The 14,496-nt window shown below is 65.7% G+C and carries 11 protein-coding genes; 8 read left to right on the forward strand and 3 right to left on the reverse strand.

Annotated features, from left to right (window positions below; genetic code table 11):
* Window positions 1-126 precede the first annotated feature (126 nt).
* From cobN to CH285_RS14675, 3 genes are all read left to right on the forward strand, one after another.
* Window positions 127-3,732, forward strand: a complete 3,606-nt coding sequence (cobN, locus tag CH285_RS14665; protein WP_032388381.1) for a cobaltochelatase subunit CobN — start codon at window positions 127-129, stop codon at window positions 3,730-3,732.
* An 18-nt stretch (window positions 3,733-3,750) separates the two neighbouring features.
* Window positions 3,751-4,131: a PPOX class F420-dependent oxidoreductase gene (locus CH285_RS14670; RefSeq protein ID WP_027497107.1), complete on the forward strand. Its 381-nt coding sequence runs from the start codon at window positions 3,751-3,753 to the stop codon at window positions 4,129-4,131.
* Between the two features lie 88 nt (window positions 4,132-4,219).
* Window positions 4,220-4,645 carry a VOC family protein gene (locus CH285_RS14675; protein ID WP_032365857.1) on the forward strand — a complete coding sequence of 142 codons (426 nt, stop codon included), beginning with the start codon at window positions 4,220-4,222 and terminating at the stop codon, window positions 4,643-4,645.
* 39 nt (window positions 4,646-4,684) lie between these two features.
* Here CH285_RS14675 and CH285_RS14680 read toward each other — a convergent pair whose 3' ends face one another.
* From CH285_RS14680 to CH285_RS14690, 3 genes are read right to left on the reverse strand one after another with little or no spacing between them, the layout of a single operon-like run.
* Window positions 4,685-6,046 (reverse strand): metallopeptidase TldD-related protein, encoded by a 1,362-nt coding sequence (locus tag CH285_RS14680; RefSeq protein ID WP_094643202.1) that lies wholly within the window; start codon window positions 6,044-6,046, stop codon window positions 4,685-4,687.
* Complete coding sequence (locus CH285_RS14685; protein WP_094643203.1) at window positions 6,043-7,569, reverse strand: TldD/PmbA family protein; 1,527 nt, start codon at window positions 7,567-7,569, stop codon at window positions 6,043-6,045. The genes CH285_RS14680 and CH285_RS14685 overlap by 4 nt, the downstream gene beginning before the upstream one ends.
* A 10-nt stretch (window positions 7,570-7,579) precedes the next feature.
* On the reverse strand, window positions 7,580-8,347 hold the full coding sequence (locus tag CH285_RS14690; protein ID WP_032370548.1) for a TSUP family transporter: 768 nt from the start codon (window positions 8,345-8,347) through the stop codon (window positions 7,580-7,582).
* A 17-nt stretch (window positions 8,348-8,364) separates the two neighbouring features.
* Between CH285_RS14690 and CH285_RS14695 the strand changes: the two genes are divergently transcribed.
* The 5 genes from CH285_RS14695 to lnt all read left to right on the forward strand — a co-directional run bounded on the left by CH285_RS14695 (window position 8,365) and on the right by lnt (window position 13,996).
* Window positions 8,365-9,525: a sensor histidine kinase gene (locus tag CH285_RS14695; RefSeq protein ID WP_032372415.1), complete on the forward strand. Its 1,161-nt coding sequence runs from the start codon at window positions 8,365-8,367 to the stop codon at window positions 9,523-9,525.
* 16 nt (window positions 9,526-9,541) lie between these two features.
* The gene (locus CH285_RS14700) at window positions 9,542-10,198 is read left to right on the forward strand and encodes a response regulator (RefSeq protein WP_027497113.1); all 657 of its coding nucleotides are present in this window, start codon (window positions 9,542-9,544) and stop codon (window positions 10,196-10,198) included.
* 81 nt (window positions 10,199-10,279) lie between these two features.
* The gene (locus CH285_RS14705) at window positions 10,280-10,816 is read left to right on the forward strand and encodes an FxsA family protein (RefSeq protein WP_032400742.1); all 537 of its coding nucleotides are present in this window, start codon (window positions 10,280-10,282) and stop codon (window positions 10,814-10,816) included.
* A 17-nt stretch (window positions 10,817-10,833) separates the two neighbouring features.
* Window positions 10,834-12,429: an amidohydrolase gene (locus tag CH285_RS14710; protein ID WP_094643204.1), complete on the forward strand. Its 1,596-nt coding sequence runs from the start codon at window positions 10,834-10,836 to the stop codon at window positions 12,427-12,429.
* Entirely contained in the window at window positions 12,419-13,996 is a 1,578-nt protein-coding gene (lnt, locus tag CH285_RS14715; protein WP_032388456.1) for an apolipoprotein N-acyltransferase, read from the forward strand. The genes CH285_RS14710 and lnt overlap by 11 nt, the downstream gene beginning before the upstream one ends.
* Window positions 13,997-14,496 lie beyond the last annotated feature (500 nt).

Genomic DNA, 14,496 nt, shown 5'->3' on the forward strand with positions numbered 1-14,496 from the left:
AATGGTTCTCGGGACCTGTTCTCGAGGATCGTGCCTTCGGGACGGGGCGGAAGTCGGACCCTCTCACCGACGAGCTAGGACGATTCACCGATCCAGGGGCGCGAAACCCCGAGGAGGGCGTTACCCGTGTTTCTGTTGCTGTCCACATCGGACACCGATCTGCTCAGTGCCCGCGCCAGTGGGGCCGATTTCACGTGGGGCAACCCGTCCCGCCTGCTGGCGGAAGACATCCCGTCGATGGCCGAATCGGCCGAGCTGATCATCGTCCGCATTCTCGGATCGCGTCGCTCGTGGGAGTCGGGAATCGAGGCCGTCCTGGCCACCGGTTTGCCCGTGGTCGTGCTGGGCGGCGAACAGGCCCCGGATGCGGATCTGATGGAGATCTCCACGGTGCCCGCCAACGTCGCCGCCCAAGCGCACAACTATCTGGCCGAGGGCGGCTCGGGCAATTTGCGGCAGCTGTACAACTTTCTGTCCGACACGGTGCTCCTCACCGGTCACGGTTTCGATGCCCCTCGACACCTGCCGACGTGGGGCCACCTCGAGCGGAACTCCGACCAGCACTCCGACGGCCCGACGGTGGCGATTCTGTACTACCGCGCTCAGCATCTCGCCGGAAATACCACCTACATCGATGCCCTCGCCGCCGCAGTCGAGAACGCCGGGGCGAACGCACTGCCCATCTACTGTGCGTCACTGCGTACGGCGGAAGCCGACCTGCTGGAGACGCTGAAGTCGGCGGATGCCTTGATCGTGACCGTGCTGGCTGCGGGCGGCACCAAACCCGCCGGCGCTTCGGCAGGCGGCGACGACGAAGCCTGGGATGTCGCCGAGCTCGCCGCCCTCGACGTTCCGATCCTGCAGGGTCTGTGCCTGACGAGTTCCCGCGCGACGTGGTCCGAGAACGACGACGGACTCTCGCCCCTCGACGTGGCCACGCAGGTCGCTGTCCCGGAATTCGACGGCCGCCTCATCACGGTTCCGTTCTCGTTCAAGGAGATCGACGACGACGGCCTGACCACGTACGTTCCGGACCACGAGCGAGCAGCACGCGTCGCCGGCATCGCCGTCCGCCATGCGCGGCTCCGACACATCCCGGCCGCCGACCGCCGAATCGCCCTGATGTTCTCGGCGTATCCCACCAAACATGCCCGCATCGGCAATGCCGTCGGCCTCGACACTCCCGCCAGCGCGATCGCGTTGATGTCGGACATGCGTGAGGCCGGTTACGACCTCGGACCGCTCGAGGGCCCGGATTCGGTGCCCGGTCTGGCGGCCCGAGACGGCGACGCACTGATCCACGCCTTGATCGCCCGTGGCGGTCAGGACCCCAACTGGCTCACCGACGCCCAGCTCGAGGGCAATCCCATTCGCATTTCGGCGGCCCGGTACCGCACCTGGTTCGAGCAGCTTCCCGACGACCTCCGCGAGGGCGTGATCGAACATTGGGGACCGGCACCGGGTGATCTCTACGTCGATCGTTCCGCTGATCCCGACGGTGAGATCGTCATCGCAGCAATGCAATTCGGCAATGTGGTCATCATGGTTCAGCCGCCGCGCGGATTCGGTGAGAAGCCCGTTGCGATCTACCACGACCCGGATCTGCCGCCGAGCCATCACTATTTGGCCGCCTACCGGTGGATCTCCGCAGCCCGCGAGGACGGCGGCTTCGGGGCCGACGCGATGGTTCATCTCGGTAAGCACGGCAACCTGGAATGGCTCCCCGGCAAGACCCTCGGCATGTCCGCCTCCTGCGGCACCGACGCTGCACTGGGCGACTTGCCGCTGATCTATCCCTTCCTGGTCAACGATCCGGGGGAGGGCACACAGGCCAAGCGGCGAGCCCACGCCACTCTCGTCGATCACCTCATCCCGCCGATGGCGCGAGCGGAGAGCTACGGAGACATCTCTCGGCTCGAACAGCTGCTGGACGAACACGCGAACATCTCGGCTCTCGATCCGGCCAAGCTACCGGCCATTCGCCAGCAGATCTGGACACTGATGACCGCGGCACAGATGCACAAGGACCTCGGACTCGACGAGCGTCCCGACGAGGAAGTGTTCGACGACATGCTGCTGCACGTCGACGGATGGCTGTGCGAGATCAAGGACGTGCAGATCCGCGACGGGCTGCACATCCTGGGCCAGGAGCCCGTCGGCGATGCCGAGGTCGAGTTGGTGCTGGCGATGCTGCGCGCTCGGCAGATGTGGGGCGGCGAGCAGACGGTGCCCGGTCTACGCGAAGCTCTCGGGCTCAGCGAGGACGGCGACGAGGAACGCACGCGCGTCGACAGCATCGAGGCCGTCGCGCACGGACTGGTCGCGGCAATGCAAGCGACGCAGTGGAATCCGGCCGAGGCCGAGCGGGTTGCGGGCGAACACGGTGACGTGGTCGCAGAGATTCTGAGGTTCGCCGCCGCCGAGGTGGTACCGCGTCTACGCGGAACTTCCCGCGAGATCGAGCAGGTGTTGCACGCTCTCGGCGGCGGGTTCATCGCGGCGGGTCCGAGCGGATCACCGCTGCGCGGCCTGATCAACGTGCTTCCTACCGGCCGCAATTTCTACTCGGTCGACCCGAAGGCCGTGCCGTCGAAACTGGCGTGGGAGACCGGTCAGGCGATGGCAGAATCCTTGCTCGCACGCTACCGCCAGGATCACGGCGAGTGGCCGAAATCCGTCGGTCTCTCGGTGTGGGGCACCTCGGCCATGCGCACCTCGGGCGACGACATCGCCGAGGTGTTCGCTCTGCTCGGAGTCTCCCCGGTGTGGGACGAGGCCTCGCGCCGGGTGACGCGCCTCGAGGTGATCGACCTCGACGAGCTCGGCCGCCCTCGCATCGATGTGACGGTTCGGATCAGTGGATTCTTCCGTGACGCGTTTCCGCACGTGCTCGCCCTTCTCGACGACGCGGTTCGGATGGTGGCTGCGTTGGACGAGGAGCCCGAGCAGAACTACGTCCGTGCACACGCGCAGGCCGATCTGGCCGAACACGGTGACGAACGACGTTCTACGACACGCATTTTCGGGTCGAAGCCAGGAACGTACGGTGCCGGGTTGCTTCAGCTGATCGACAGCAAGACGTGGCGCAGCGACGACGACCTCGCTCAGGTGTACACCACCTGGGGCGGCTTCGCCTACGGCCGCGGACTCGACGGAGTACCCGCGTCGGACGACATGCGCACTGCGTACAAGCGTATTGCCGTGGCCGCCAAGAACACCGATACACGTGAGCACGACATCGCCGATTCCGACGACTACTTCCAGTACCACGGCGGCATGGTCGCGACCGTGCGCGCGCTGACCGGAAAGTCGCCCGAGGCATACATCGGTGACAGCACGCGGCCGGAATCGGTTCGCACGCGCACACTCTCGGAAGAAACCGCCCGCGTCTTCCGCGCTCGGGTCGTCAACCCCCGGTGGCTCGAAGCCATGCGCAGGCACGGCTACAAGGGTGCGTTCGAGATGGCGGCGACCGTGGACTACCTGTTCGGTTACGACGCCACCACCGATGTGGTGCAGGACTGGATGTACGAGAAGTTGGCCGAGACCTATGTGCTCGACGAGCAGAACCAGAAGTTCATGCAACAGTCCAATCCCTGGGCACTGCACGGTATTGCCGAACGACTGCTCGAGGCCGCGGAGCGCAAGATGTGGGCCGAGCCGGACAAGCAGGTTCTCGACGGCTTGCGCCAGGTGTACCTGGAAACCGAAGGTGAGCTCGAGGGGGAGTAGCGACGTACCCTTCTTGGTATGACTGCCACCTTCGAGGACATTGCCAAGGGCAAGTACGTACTGCTGACGACGTTCAAGAAGGACGGCACCGCCGTACCGACCCCGCTCTGGGGTGCGCTCGACGGTGATCGTCTGCTCGTGTGGACGGTGTCGGATTCGTGGAAGGTCAAGCGCATTCGCCGTAACTCGAAGGTTCTGCTCGCACCGTGCGACATGCGCGGCAAACCCCAGGGCGACGCAGTCGACGCGACAGCCGAGATCCTCGATGCAGCCGGCACCGAGAAAGCGCGCGCGGCGATAGTGTCGAAGTACGGCATCCTGGGCTGGCTCACCGTGAAGGGCAGCGTTCTTCGAAGGGGCAAGAGCGGCTCGGTCGGGCTCGCGATCACTCCCGCGTAACCGGTCTGCACGACGACACCATCGTTGGTATGCGCAGTTCCGAATGCTTCATGAGGCGGCTTCCCCTGCTGCCGGAACGGAGCACCACGTGCCTATTGCAGTGACCGATTACAACCATGTCCGACTCACCGTCAGTGACATCGACCGATCCCGATCGTTCTACGACTCGGTGTTCGGCTTCGAGGTGGCCTACGCCTGGGATCCCGACGCGGACGAGGAGACCAAACAAGCCCTGTGGTTCCTCTTCGGCGGCGTGATCTACAAGTTCGGCGGGGGTTTGCTCGGTCTGCGCCCGGTCGCGCCGAGCGACGACACCTTCGCCGAAGATCGTTGTGGGCTGGACCACCTCAGCTTCACCGTCGATACCCGTGCCGCGCTCGAGGATGCAGTCAAGACGCTCGATGAGCTCGGCATCGCGCACGAGGGCATCAAGGACGCAGGGCCCGGACTGTCCATCGTGGAGTTCCGCGACCCCGACAACATCGCTCTCGAGCTGTCCGGACCCGACAAGTAACGGTCGGACGCAGGGCCTGCGGGAACGACCCCGCAGACCCTATTGCGCGGCGCTGACCGAGGACATGTGAAAGTCCGGAATGCGCAGCGGCGGCATTGCCGTGCGAGTGAACCAGTCCTTCCACTCGCGCGGCAGTGTCGCCTCGGTCCGTCCGGCCTCGGTGACACGTCGCAACAGACCCAGAGGACTCTCGTTGAACCGGAAGTTGTTGACGGCTCCGATGATGCGGCCGTCCTCGATGGCGTAGACACCGTCGCGGGTGAGACCCGTGAGCAGCAACGAGGTCGGATCGACCTCTCGGATGTACCACAGTGTCGTCAGTAACAGCCCGCGCTCGGTCGACGCGACCATCGCGTCGATCCCGGTGTCGCTGCCGCCGGTGAGGATCAGATTCTCCCCGGGGACGGCAACGGGTACCTCGAACTTCCGGGCTCCGGCGCGGGTATAGGCCAGTGCTGCGATCGCGCCGTCCCGGATCCAATCGACCCGGTCGATGCCGAGACCGTTGTCGAACACCGACACCGCATCACTGGAGGAGCCCGCCGCAACGAACGGCGCGTACCCGAGACCGGGCTCGCGAGGGTCGGAGTGCAGCGTCAGCGGCAGCTCGGTGAGCTTCTCGCCGACTCGGGTGCCACCGGCCCGCGAGAGTGCGGTGCGACCCTCCTGGGCCCCGCGCCCCTCCATGGTCCACATCAGGTAGATCATCAGATCGGCCACGGCGGAGGGCGGCAACACCGTGTCGTACCGACCGGCGGGACGCTCCACGGTGTTCTGCGCCCAGCCCAGCCTGGTGGACAATTCGTCGAGCATCGATGCCGCCGACACGTCGCGGAAATCGGCTGTACCTTTCCCCACCCAGGCACTCGCACCGGACCGCTTTCCGTTGATCTCGATCGACCCGGTCGGCTGTGTGAACGTGCGTCGCACACCGGTCGAGGTTCCGAGCCACACGTTGTCGACGCGATGCTCGGCGAATCCGTACAACGTGTCTCGGCCGTCGAATCCGACGTTCAGTTCCGTTGCCAGCGAACCGAACACGTCGATGGACGTGGCCTGCGCGTGTCGATCCCAGCCGTCCGGCTCGGAATCGGGGGTCAGCAGCGGCATCGCGTCGTCCGCAGGCTCGGCGGCGCGGGCCGCTGCTTCACTGGCACGCACGACGTCCGCGATCTCGTTCGGATCGACACTGGTGGACGACACCGAGCCCACCCGCGCCACGTCCCCGTTCCGGACGATGGACACCACCACCCACTGCCTCGAAGTGGAGACGCCGTTCGTGGTCATCGAATTGCCCGCCCACCGAAGCGTCGCGTCGCTGGAGTCGGTGACGAGGACGACGGTGTCGTCGACGCTCGCACACGCCAACGCACGTTCGATCACCTGCTGCGGCTCGATCATCGACCTGCCTCCGATCGGGTGTTGAGGACGTTGACCCCGCGGAACAGTGCGACCGGGCAACCGTGACTGACCGCGGCGACCTGACCGGGTTGGGCCTTGCCGCAGTTGAACGCCCCACCGAGTTTCCAGGTGGAGCGACCTCCGAGCAGTTCCATCGAACCCCAGAAATCCGTCGTCGTTGCCTGATAGGCGACGTCGCGCACCTGGCCGTCGAGCACACCGTTTCGAATCCGGTAGAAGCGTTGTCCGGTGAACTGGAAGTTGTACCGCTGCATATCGATCGACCACGATTTGTCGCCGACCACGTAGATACCGTCCTCGACCGCGGCGATGACCTCCTCGGTCGACCGATCGGTGTCGGGATCGGGCTGCAACGACACGTTCGCCATGCGTTGGATCGGAACGTGATGTGCGGAGTCGGCGTAGGAGCATCCGTTGGACCGTTCCAGTCCGAGCCTCGGGGCGAAGACCCGATCGAGTTGGTAGCCGACGAGTGTTCCGTCGCGAACCAGATCCCACTTCTGCGCGGCCACGCCGTCGTCGTCGTAGCCGATACTGGCGAGACCGTTCACTTCGGTCCGGTCTGCGGTGACGTGCATGATGGGTGAGCCGTAACGCAAGGTTCCGAGCTGATCGGGTGTGGCGAAGGACGTCCCGGCGTAGGCGGCCTCGTACCCGATCGCTCGGTCGTATTCCGTTGCGTGTCCGATGGATTCGTGGATGGTGAGCCACAGGTTGGTGGGATCGATGACGAGATCCGTCGGACCTGCCACCACCGACGGGGCCTTGACCTTCTCGGCCAGCCACTCCGGGATGCGCGCGAGTTCGTCCGCCCAGTCCCACGTGCTGTGTTCACCGAGGTATTCCCAGCCGCGTCCGACGGGCGGTGCCAATGTCCGCATCGAATCGAACGCACCGGCCGCTCGGTCCACGGCAGTGGCCTCGAACTGAGGGTGTAGTCGTACCCGTTGCTGAGTGATCGAGCTGCCCGCCGAATTGGCATAGAACGACTGTTCCTTGACCTGCAGCACCGACGCCGTGACGTGGTCGACGCCGTCGGAGGCGGACAACCTGGCCGAGTACTCGGCCAGCAGCGCCACTTTGTCGGTGGTGGGAACGTCGAACGGGTCGATCTCGTACTGCGAGACCCAGACCGCGTCCGAGTACACCGGTTCGGGCGCGAGTTCGACCCGTTCGCGGTTGAGCACGCGTAACGCCGTCGCCACCTCGGCCGCACGCCGCGCCGTGGTGGCAGCCGCGTCGGTACTCAGCTCGGCGTGAGAGGCGAAACCCCAGGTGCCGTCGACGACCACCCGCACCGCCAACCCGATTTCCCCCGCGTCGACGGCGGATTGCACCGAGCCGTCGCGCAGTGAAATCGACTGGGTCGTCAGCCGCTGCACCCGGAAGTCCGCATGCGAGGCTCCGGCCGTGCGCGCCGCGCTCAGGGCCGCGTCGGCCAGTTCTCGCAGGGGGAGGGCGAGGAAATCGGCGTCGACCGACCGGTCCGATGGTGTCGTCACGACTGTGACGCTAGCCGAATTGTTGCCAGCCGAGGCGTAGGACCATGCCGATCACGACGACGAGCAACACGATCCTGACGAAGCCTGCGCCCCTGGCGACCGCCGTCCTCGAACCGAGTACCGCACCGACGACATTGCAGGCGGCCATCGCAGCACCGAGTTGCCAGTACACACTGCCGGTGAATGCGAAGTAGGTCAGCGCACCGACATTGGAGCCGACGTTGATCACCTTTGCCATCGCGGCGCTGCGGACGAATTCGGTGCCCAGCATCGTCGCGAAGACGATGATGAGGAAGGTGCCGGTGCCGGGTCCGAGAATGCCGTCGTAGAACCCGATGCCGGCTGCGGCGAGGCCGATCACGATCAGAACTTTGCGATGGGTCGGGGGCGACGGTGCCGCGGTACGACCGATGGTCGGTCGGCAGGTTACCAGTACCGCAACGCCGACCAGCACGACCATGATGATCGGCACGAAGAGGTCGCGGTCGATCAACGACACCGCGGCAGCGCCCGCCGCCGAGGTCGTCGCCGCGATCGCGCCGGCAGGAACGAGCACCTTCCAGTCGAGCGAGACCTTGCGGGCGAACGTGACGACGGCGGCGACTGTTCCGAAGACTGCGGTCGCCTTGTTGGTCGCGAGGGCTGCCTGCTGTGTCAGTTGCGGTGCCACGAGCAAGATCGCCGGCAACAGAATGAGACCGCCGCCGCCGACCACGGCGTCGACCCATCCTGCTGCCGTCGCGGCGGCCATCAACAATCCCCAGTCCGCGACAGTCATACGGCAAACTCAATCACATGCGTCGATTCAGCCTGTGGCTCCGTGGCCAACCGTTCGTGGCCGACGCACTGCTCGCCGGTGGGCTTTTCGTCATCGAGATTCTCGTTTTCGTGAGTTCGGCCGACGGCCTGAACGGGCCGTTGTTTCTGGCCTTCTCGGTGGTCCTGACCGTTCCCGTCGCGTGGCGGCGTCGGTTCCCCAGGTCCGTGGCGGCCGTGGCGCTCGTGTCGACGTTCGTCGCCGACGTGTGGGGAGCCATGGTCGGGGATACCTCCAACGGCCATCCGGCCGCACTGGCGTTGCCGATCATGCTCTACACCCTGGTGGCCTACGTCGGCCGCGCACAGGGGGCCGTCTACGCCGCCGGTGTGGCCGCCTACTCGGTGTCGTCGTTGTTGCTCTTCCACCAGCCGTTGTTCACGACGCTGCTGTTCAGCGCTCTGCTGTACGCACTGTCGTGGGTCGCTGCCGAATTCCTCGGTGCCCGACGCGCATACGACGAGGCGATGGAAGCCCGACTGATCGTGGCCGAGTACGACCGGGATCGCCGCGCCGAGGAGGCCGTGCTCATGGAAAGAACACGTATCGCGCGCGAGCTGCACGATGTCGTCGCCCACGGGGTGAGCGTGATGGTGGTCCAGGCCGACGGGGCGTCGTATGCCATCCGGCGCAACCCCGAACGTGCCGAGCAGGCGGTGGCCAACATCTCGGCGACGGGCCGACAGGCGCTGGCCGAACTGCGTAGGACGGTCGCGCTGCTGCGGACGACCCCGGACGCGGACGACATGCCCGAGTACGGCACGGCCGGTCTTGCCCGCGTCGTGGAAATGATGAGTCGAGCCGGCCTGAACGTCGAGTTGGAACAGACGGGCAATCTCGACGACATCAGCCCGGCGATCAGTCTCGGCGTACACCGACTCGTCCAGGAATCGCTGACGAACGTTCTTCGGCACGCCGGCCACGCCCCGCGAGCCGTCGTGCGGGTCGCACGCGAAGCAGACACCGTCACCGTCGAGATCTCCGACAACGGCACCGGCAGTGCGGCACCACCGACCGGTGGCGGAGGACACGGACTGGTGGGGATGCGGGAGCGAGTCGCCGTGTTGCAGGGCACGTTGCAGGTCGGTCGAACACCCCAGGGCTCCTGGCTCGTGCGGGCGAGACTGCCGATCGAGTAGGCGTTAGGTTGTGTCGGTGCCGATCACCGTTGTCGTCGTGGACGACCAGGAACTGATGCGAATGGGCCTGAACATGGTGCTCGAAGCCCAGGACGACATCGAGGTGATCGGTGAAGCGTCCGACGGCTCCGGTGCCATCGAAGCCGTGGCACGGTTGGCGCCCGCCGTGGTCTTGATGGACGTCCGCATGCCCGGGATCGACGGGGTCTCCGCCACTCGAGCGATCACCGAATCGGGATCGGACACCAGGGTTCTGGTCATGACGACGTTCGATCTCGACGAGCACGTACTCGGTGCGCTCAGGGCAGGAGCCAGTGGATTTCTGCTCAAGGACACACCGCCCGAGGATCTGGTATCCGCGATTCGGAGCGTGGCTGCGGGTGACGCCGTCGTATCACCGAAAGTCACGAAGAGGCTGTTGTCGCGGTTCGTCGAGCGCACCGAGCCGGCCGTCGACCCATCGGTACTGGACGGCCTGACCGGGCGTGAGCGAGAGGTCATGGCGCACCTGGCAACCGGGCTGTCCAATGCCGAGATCGCGACGGTGTTGCACCTGTCCGAGGCGACCATCAAGACCCACATCGGCCGAATACTGACCAAACTGGGAGTACGTGACCGAGTGCAAGCCGTCGTACTCGCCTACGAATCCGGCCTCGTCAGACCCGGATCCTGAGAATCTCCAGGCAAACAGGACGCATCGGGAGAAAAACGACTGTGCCGGACGTTGTACGGACCAAGCGAAGAAAGGACCGTCATGCTCGCTCTGTTCGTGCTCTACGTAGTGGTCGAGGTTGCAGCCCTGGTCGCTGTGGGCAGTGCACTCGGTGTGCTGTGGACCGTGGTGCTGCTCATCGCCGGATCGTTGGTCGGTTCGTTGCTGGTCCGTTCGCAAGGCCGGCGGGTACTGGACGGCCTGCGACGCGCATCGCAGGGTGAACGCTCGGCCGAGGGAGCCGTGGCCGACGGCGCACTCTTCGCTGCAGGGTCGGTGGCCATGTTCGTGCCCGGCCTGGTGACCACGGTGGTAGGCCTGTTGCTGTTGATCCCACCGACTCGCTGGCTGCTCCGGCCTGCCGTGCTGTGGGCGGCCGCGCGGTGGCTGCCCCGAGTCGCGGCGTCCACTCGGCGCATGCGCCCCACGGTCATCGACGGTGAGGTACTCGACGACCGTACGGCCGACGAGAATCGCGGACCACGAACCACCGGGCCGTCGCTCGTTCTCGAGGGTGAGGTGATCGACCCGGGCCGCGTCGATCCCGCTGCCGGGGATTTCCCCAAGCCCCACCGGTAGGGGCAGACTGGTCGCTCGTGACCACCGAATTGTTCTGCGGCGGACGGATCTACAGTCCTTCGGCTCCCGATGCCACCGCCATGGCCGTGACCGACGGAATCATCAGCTGGATCGGTGAGGATCGCACCGGACGAGCCTTGCATCCCGGCGTTCCCGTCACCGATCTGGCCGGTTCGTTCGTCGCTCCGGCCTTCGTGGACACGCACGTTCACGTGACCGACCTCGGACTGTCGTTGATCGGCCTGGACCTGAGCCGGTCCACGTCGGTCGAGGACTGCGTACGCATGGTGCGAGAACATGCGGCATCCTCGGAAGACGACCTGATCTGGGGTCACGGTTGGGACGAGTCCACCTGGTCCGAACAACGTCCTCCCACCACCGCCGAACTCGATGCGGCTGCTCCCGGACGAGCGGTGTATCTCACCCGAGTCGACTCGCATTCTGCCGCCGTATCCACCCGGTTGCGGTTCGCCGCGTCCGCTGCCGACGCCACCTCCGACTACTCCGAACAGTCTCCATTGACCGCAGACGCCCACCATCGTGCTCGGCAGACCGCTCGCTCGCTGCTCACCGCCGACACCCGACGCCGGGCCAGGGCTGCTGCGCTCGATGCAGCAGCGGCGCACGGAATCGTCGCGGTCCACGAATGTGCAGGACCGGTGGTGTCGGGCATCGTCGATTTCCGAGAACTCATGAACACCGAGCACGGCGTCGAAGTACGCGGCTACTGGGGCGAGCTGGCAGATACCGCCGAACGCGCCCGCGAATTGCTCGAAGAGACCGGTGCCCACGGATTGGCAGGCGATATCTTCGTCGACGGATCTCTCGGGTCGCACACCGCATGGTTGAGCTCGCCGTACGCCGATGGTCCCGGAACCGGTGTGTCGTACGCAGATGTCGACGCCATAGCTGCACACATCGCCGCCTGCACGACGGCCGGAATTCAGGCCGGCTTCCACGTCATCGGCGACGCCGCTGTGTCGGCCGCCGTCACTGCATTCGGCCGGGTGGTCGCCGATCTGGGCACACCCGCCGTCGCGTCCTGCGGACACCGGCTCGAGCACGTGGCGATGGTGTCCGCGCAGCAAGCCGACCTGTTGGCGTCGTGGGGCGTCATCGCCAGCATGCAGCCGGCGTTCGACGCGGCGTGGGGCGGAGCCGACGGCCTCTACGCCGCGCGTCTGGGTGCCGAGCGTGCTGCCGAAGTCCATCCGTTCGCACGCCTGGCGTCTGCGGGAGTCTCGCTGGCGTTCGGCTCCGATGCGCCGGTGACGTCCCTCGATCCGTGGGCGACGGTCCGCGCTGCGGCGAACCACCGCACTCCGGGGAGCTCGGTGTCGCCCCGTGCTGCGTTCTCGGCTGCGACGCGCGGTGCATGGCGGGCGGGGGGAGTGCGCGACGGTCTGGCCGGAACACTGGTGCCGGGCGCCCCCGCGTCCTTTGCGGTGTGGGACGTGGACGAGCTCGTCGTGCGAGCACCGAAGGACAGCGTTCAACGGTGGTCGACCGACCCCCGTGCGGGCGTGGCACCGCTGCCCAGCCTCGAGGCGTCGTCCGTCGGTCCCCGCTGCTCGATGACGGTGCACCGTGGACGGGTCGTTCATGAGCAGTGAGAACTCCTCGACCGCGCGACTGACCCGGCTGTACGGGCCTGCGCTGTCGACCGTCCTGGCTGCCGTTGCCGGCGCGCTCGTCTTCGCCAGTTTTCCGCCGCGAACGCTCTGGTTTCTGGCACCCATCGGCATCGCAGTACTGGCACTGGTTCTGACGGGGTTCGGCGGTCGGCGATCGGTGTCGCTGAAAGGCGGATTCGGATACGGCTACGTGGCCGGCCTCGCCTTCTTCGTTCCTCTGCTCCCGTGGATCGGCGTCTACGTCGGCCCGGTGCCGTGGCTCGCGCTGGCCGCAGCCGAATCGGTATTCCTCGGTCTGTTCGGTATGACGGCCGTGCTGGTTGCGCGGAGCGCGTGGTGGCCGCTGTCGATGGCACTGATGTGGAGCGCCGCCGAGTGGCTTCGGGCGAGCGTTCCTTTCGGAGGATTTCCGTGGGGCCGGCTGGCGTTCGGACAACCCGAGGGCTGGTTGCTTCCGTTGGCGAGCATCGGAGGCGCACCGCTGCTCAGTTTCGGGGTCGCGCTCACCGGTACCGGACTGGCCGCGCTGGTGCTGACACTCACGCGTCGCGTCACCGCCCGATCGCTCGTCGGACCGGTCGTGACCACGGCGATCGCATCGATCTCTGCGGTGTCGCTGATCCCGACTCTGCACACGAACGACACCGGGGACGGCGATCGTACGGCGACGATCGCTGCCATTCAGGGCAGTGTTCCTCGCCTGGGGCTGGACTTCAACGCGCAGCGACGCGCGGTGCTGGACAACCATGTGCGCGAAACGATGGTGTTGGCCGCCGATGTCGACGCGGGCAAACAACCCGCGCCGGATCTCGTCGTGTGGCCGGAGAACGCGTCGGATATCGACCCGCTGCGCAACTCCGACGCTGCGACGCTCATCACGCAGGCGTCGGTTGCCGTCGGTGCCCCGATTCTCGTGGGCACCGTCCTGGTCAACGCGAACAACACGAACACCAATTCCGTCATCGCATGGAACGGTGCCGACGGACCAGGGGAGCGGCACGACAAGAAGATCATTCAGCCCTTCGGTGAATACTTGCCGTACCGAAGTTTTTTTCGGCTGTTTTCGGAATACGCCGATCGAGCGGGTTATTTCGTTCCTGGAAATGGAAACGGTGTCGTACACGCTGCAGGAATAGCGGCCGGAATAGCCACGTGCTACGAAGTCGCATTCGATCGAGCCCTCGACGAGTCCGTTCGTTCGGGTGCGCAATTCATCGCGATCCCTACCAACAACGCCACGTTCGGCGATACCGAAATGACGTATCAACAGCTGGCGATGTCGCGGGTGCGAGCCGTCGAACACGGACGCACCGTCGTGGTTGCGGCGACGAGCGGCGTCAGTGCCGTAGTCGGACCCGAGGGGAACGTCCTGCAACAAACCCCGCTGTTCGAGCCGGATGTACTGGTATCGACGGTCGAACTGCGGAGCTCGCTCACACCCGCAACACGCATCGGTTTCGGCGCGGAGCTGGCGCTGATTCTGGCCGCGGCAGTGGGGTTGATCGCGACGCTCGTCGACGTCCGACGTCGACGGCTTCGTGAATGAAACAATCGTCAAGTTTGTTCGGGTCGGTATTCGGCGCATCGACGGTCCGAATCACTATCATTCGTTCGATGTAAAAACGGCGGTCGGGTGGCGCACACAAGCGATCTTGTAACAAGCTTCCCCGAACAATCGATGCCCACTAGGACTACCGCACAAAAGAACTTCGCCGATGTTGTATCTTTGTAAGCCGCTGGAGGTGTTGGAGGTCCAGGATGCGGCCGCCGTCGTACCCCCGAACGCCGCCTCGGTCACGATGTCAGGGGAGCGAACAATCGGCATCGATGCCGCGTCCGGATCGAGCGCCTGACAGGGAGGGGGAACCGTGTTCCTGAGTTCACGGACACCGTCGATCGGCTCTACTTCGCGTGAGGTTCCCGCGATGCAGCCCGCCCGGTGAAAACGGGGTTCTTCCCTGTTTCAATCCGACAAGCTCCAGGCGACGAATCCAAACAGCCCCACAACCGCCACCGAGTGTGTGTGGACCGATACGAACGCAGACC

The sequence above is a fragment of the Rhodococcus sp. 05-2256-B1 genome (assembly GCF_002258465.1).
Taxonomy (GTDB): Bacteria; Actinomycetota; Actinomycetes; order Mycobacteriales; family Mycobacteriaceae; genus Rhodococcoides; species Rhodococcoides fascians.

What these genes read in the sequence shown, in the direction of transcription:
- CH285_RS14670 (WP_027497107.1), top strand. Translation starts at nt 3,751, where the DNA reads ATGACTGCCACCTTCGAGGACATTGCCAAGGGCAAGTACGTACTGCTG.
- CH285_RS14680 (WP_094643202.1), bottom strand. Translation starts at nt 6,046, where the DNA reads ATGATCGAGCCGCAGCAGGTGATCGAACGTGCGTTGGCGTGTGCGAGC.
- CH285_RS14690 (WP_032370548.1), bottom strand. Translation starts at nt 8,347, where the DNA reads ATGACTGTCGCGGACTGGGGATTGTTGATGGCCGCCGCGACGGCAGCA.
- CH285_RS14695 (WP_032372415.1), top strand. Translation starts at nt 8,365, where the DNA reads ATGCGTCGATTCAGCCTGTGGCTCCGTGGCCAACCGTTCGTGGCCGAC.
- CH285_RS14705 (WP_032400742.1), top strand. Translation starts at nt 10,280, where the DNA reads ATGCTCGCTCTGTTCGTGCTCTACGTAGTGGTCGAGGTTGCAGCCCTG.
- lnt (WP_032388456.1), top strand. Translation starts at nt 12,419, where the DNA reads ATGAGCAGTGAGAACTCCTCGACCGCGCGACTGACCCGGCTGTACGGG.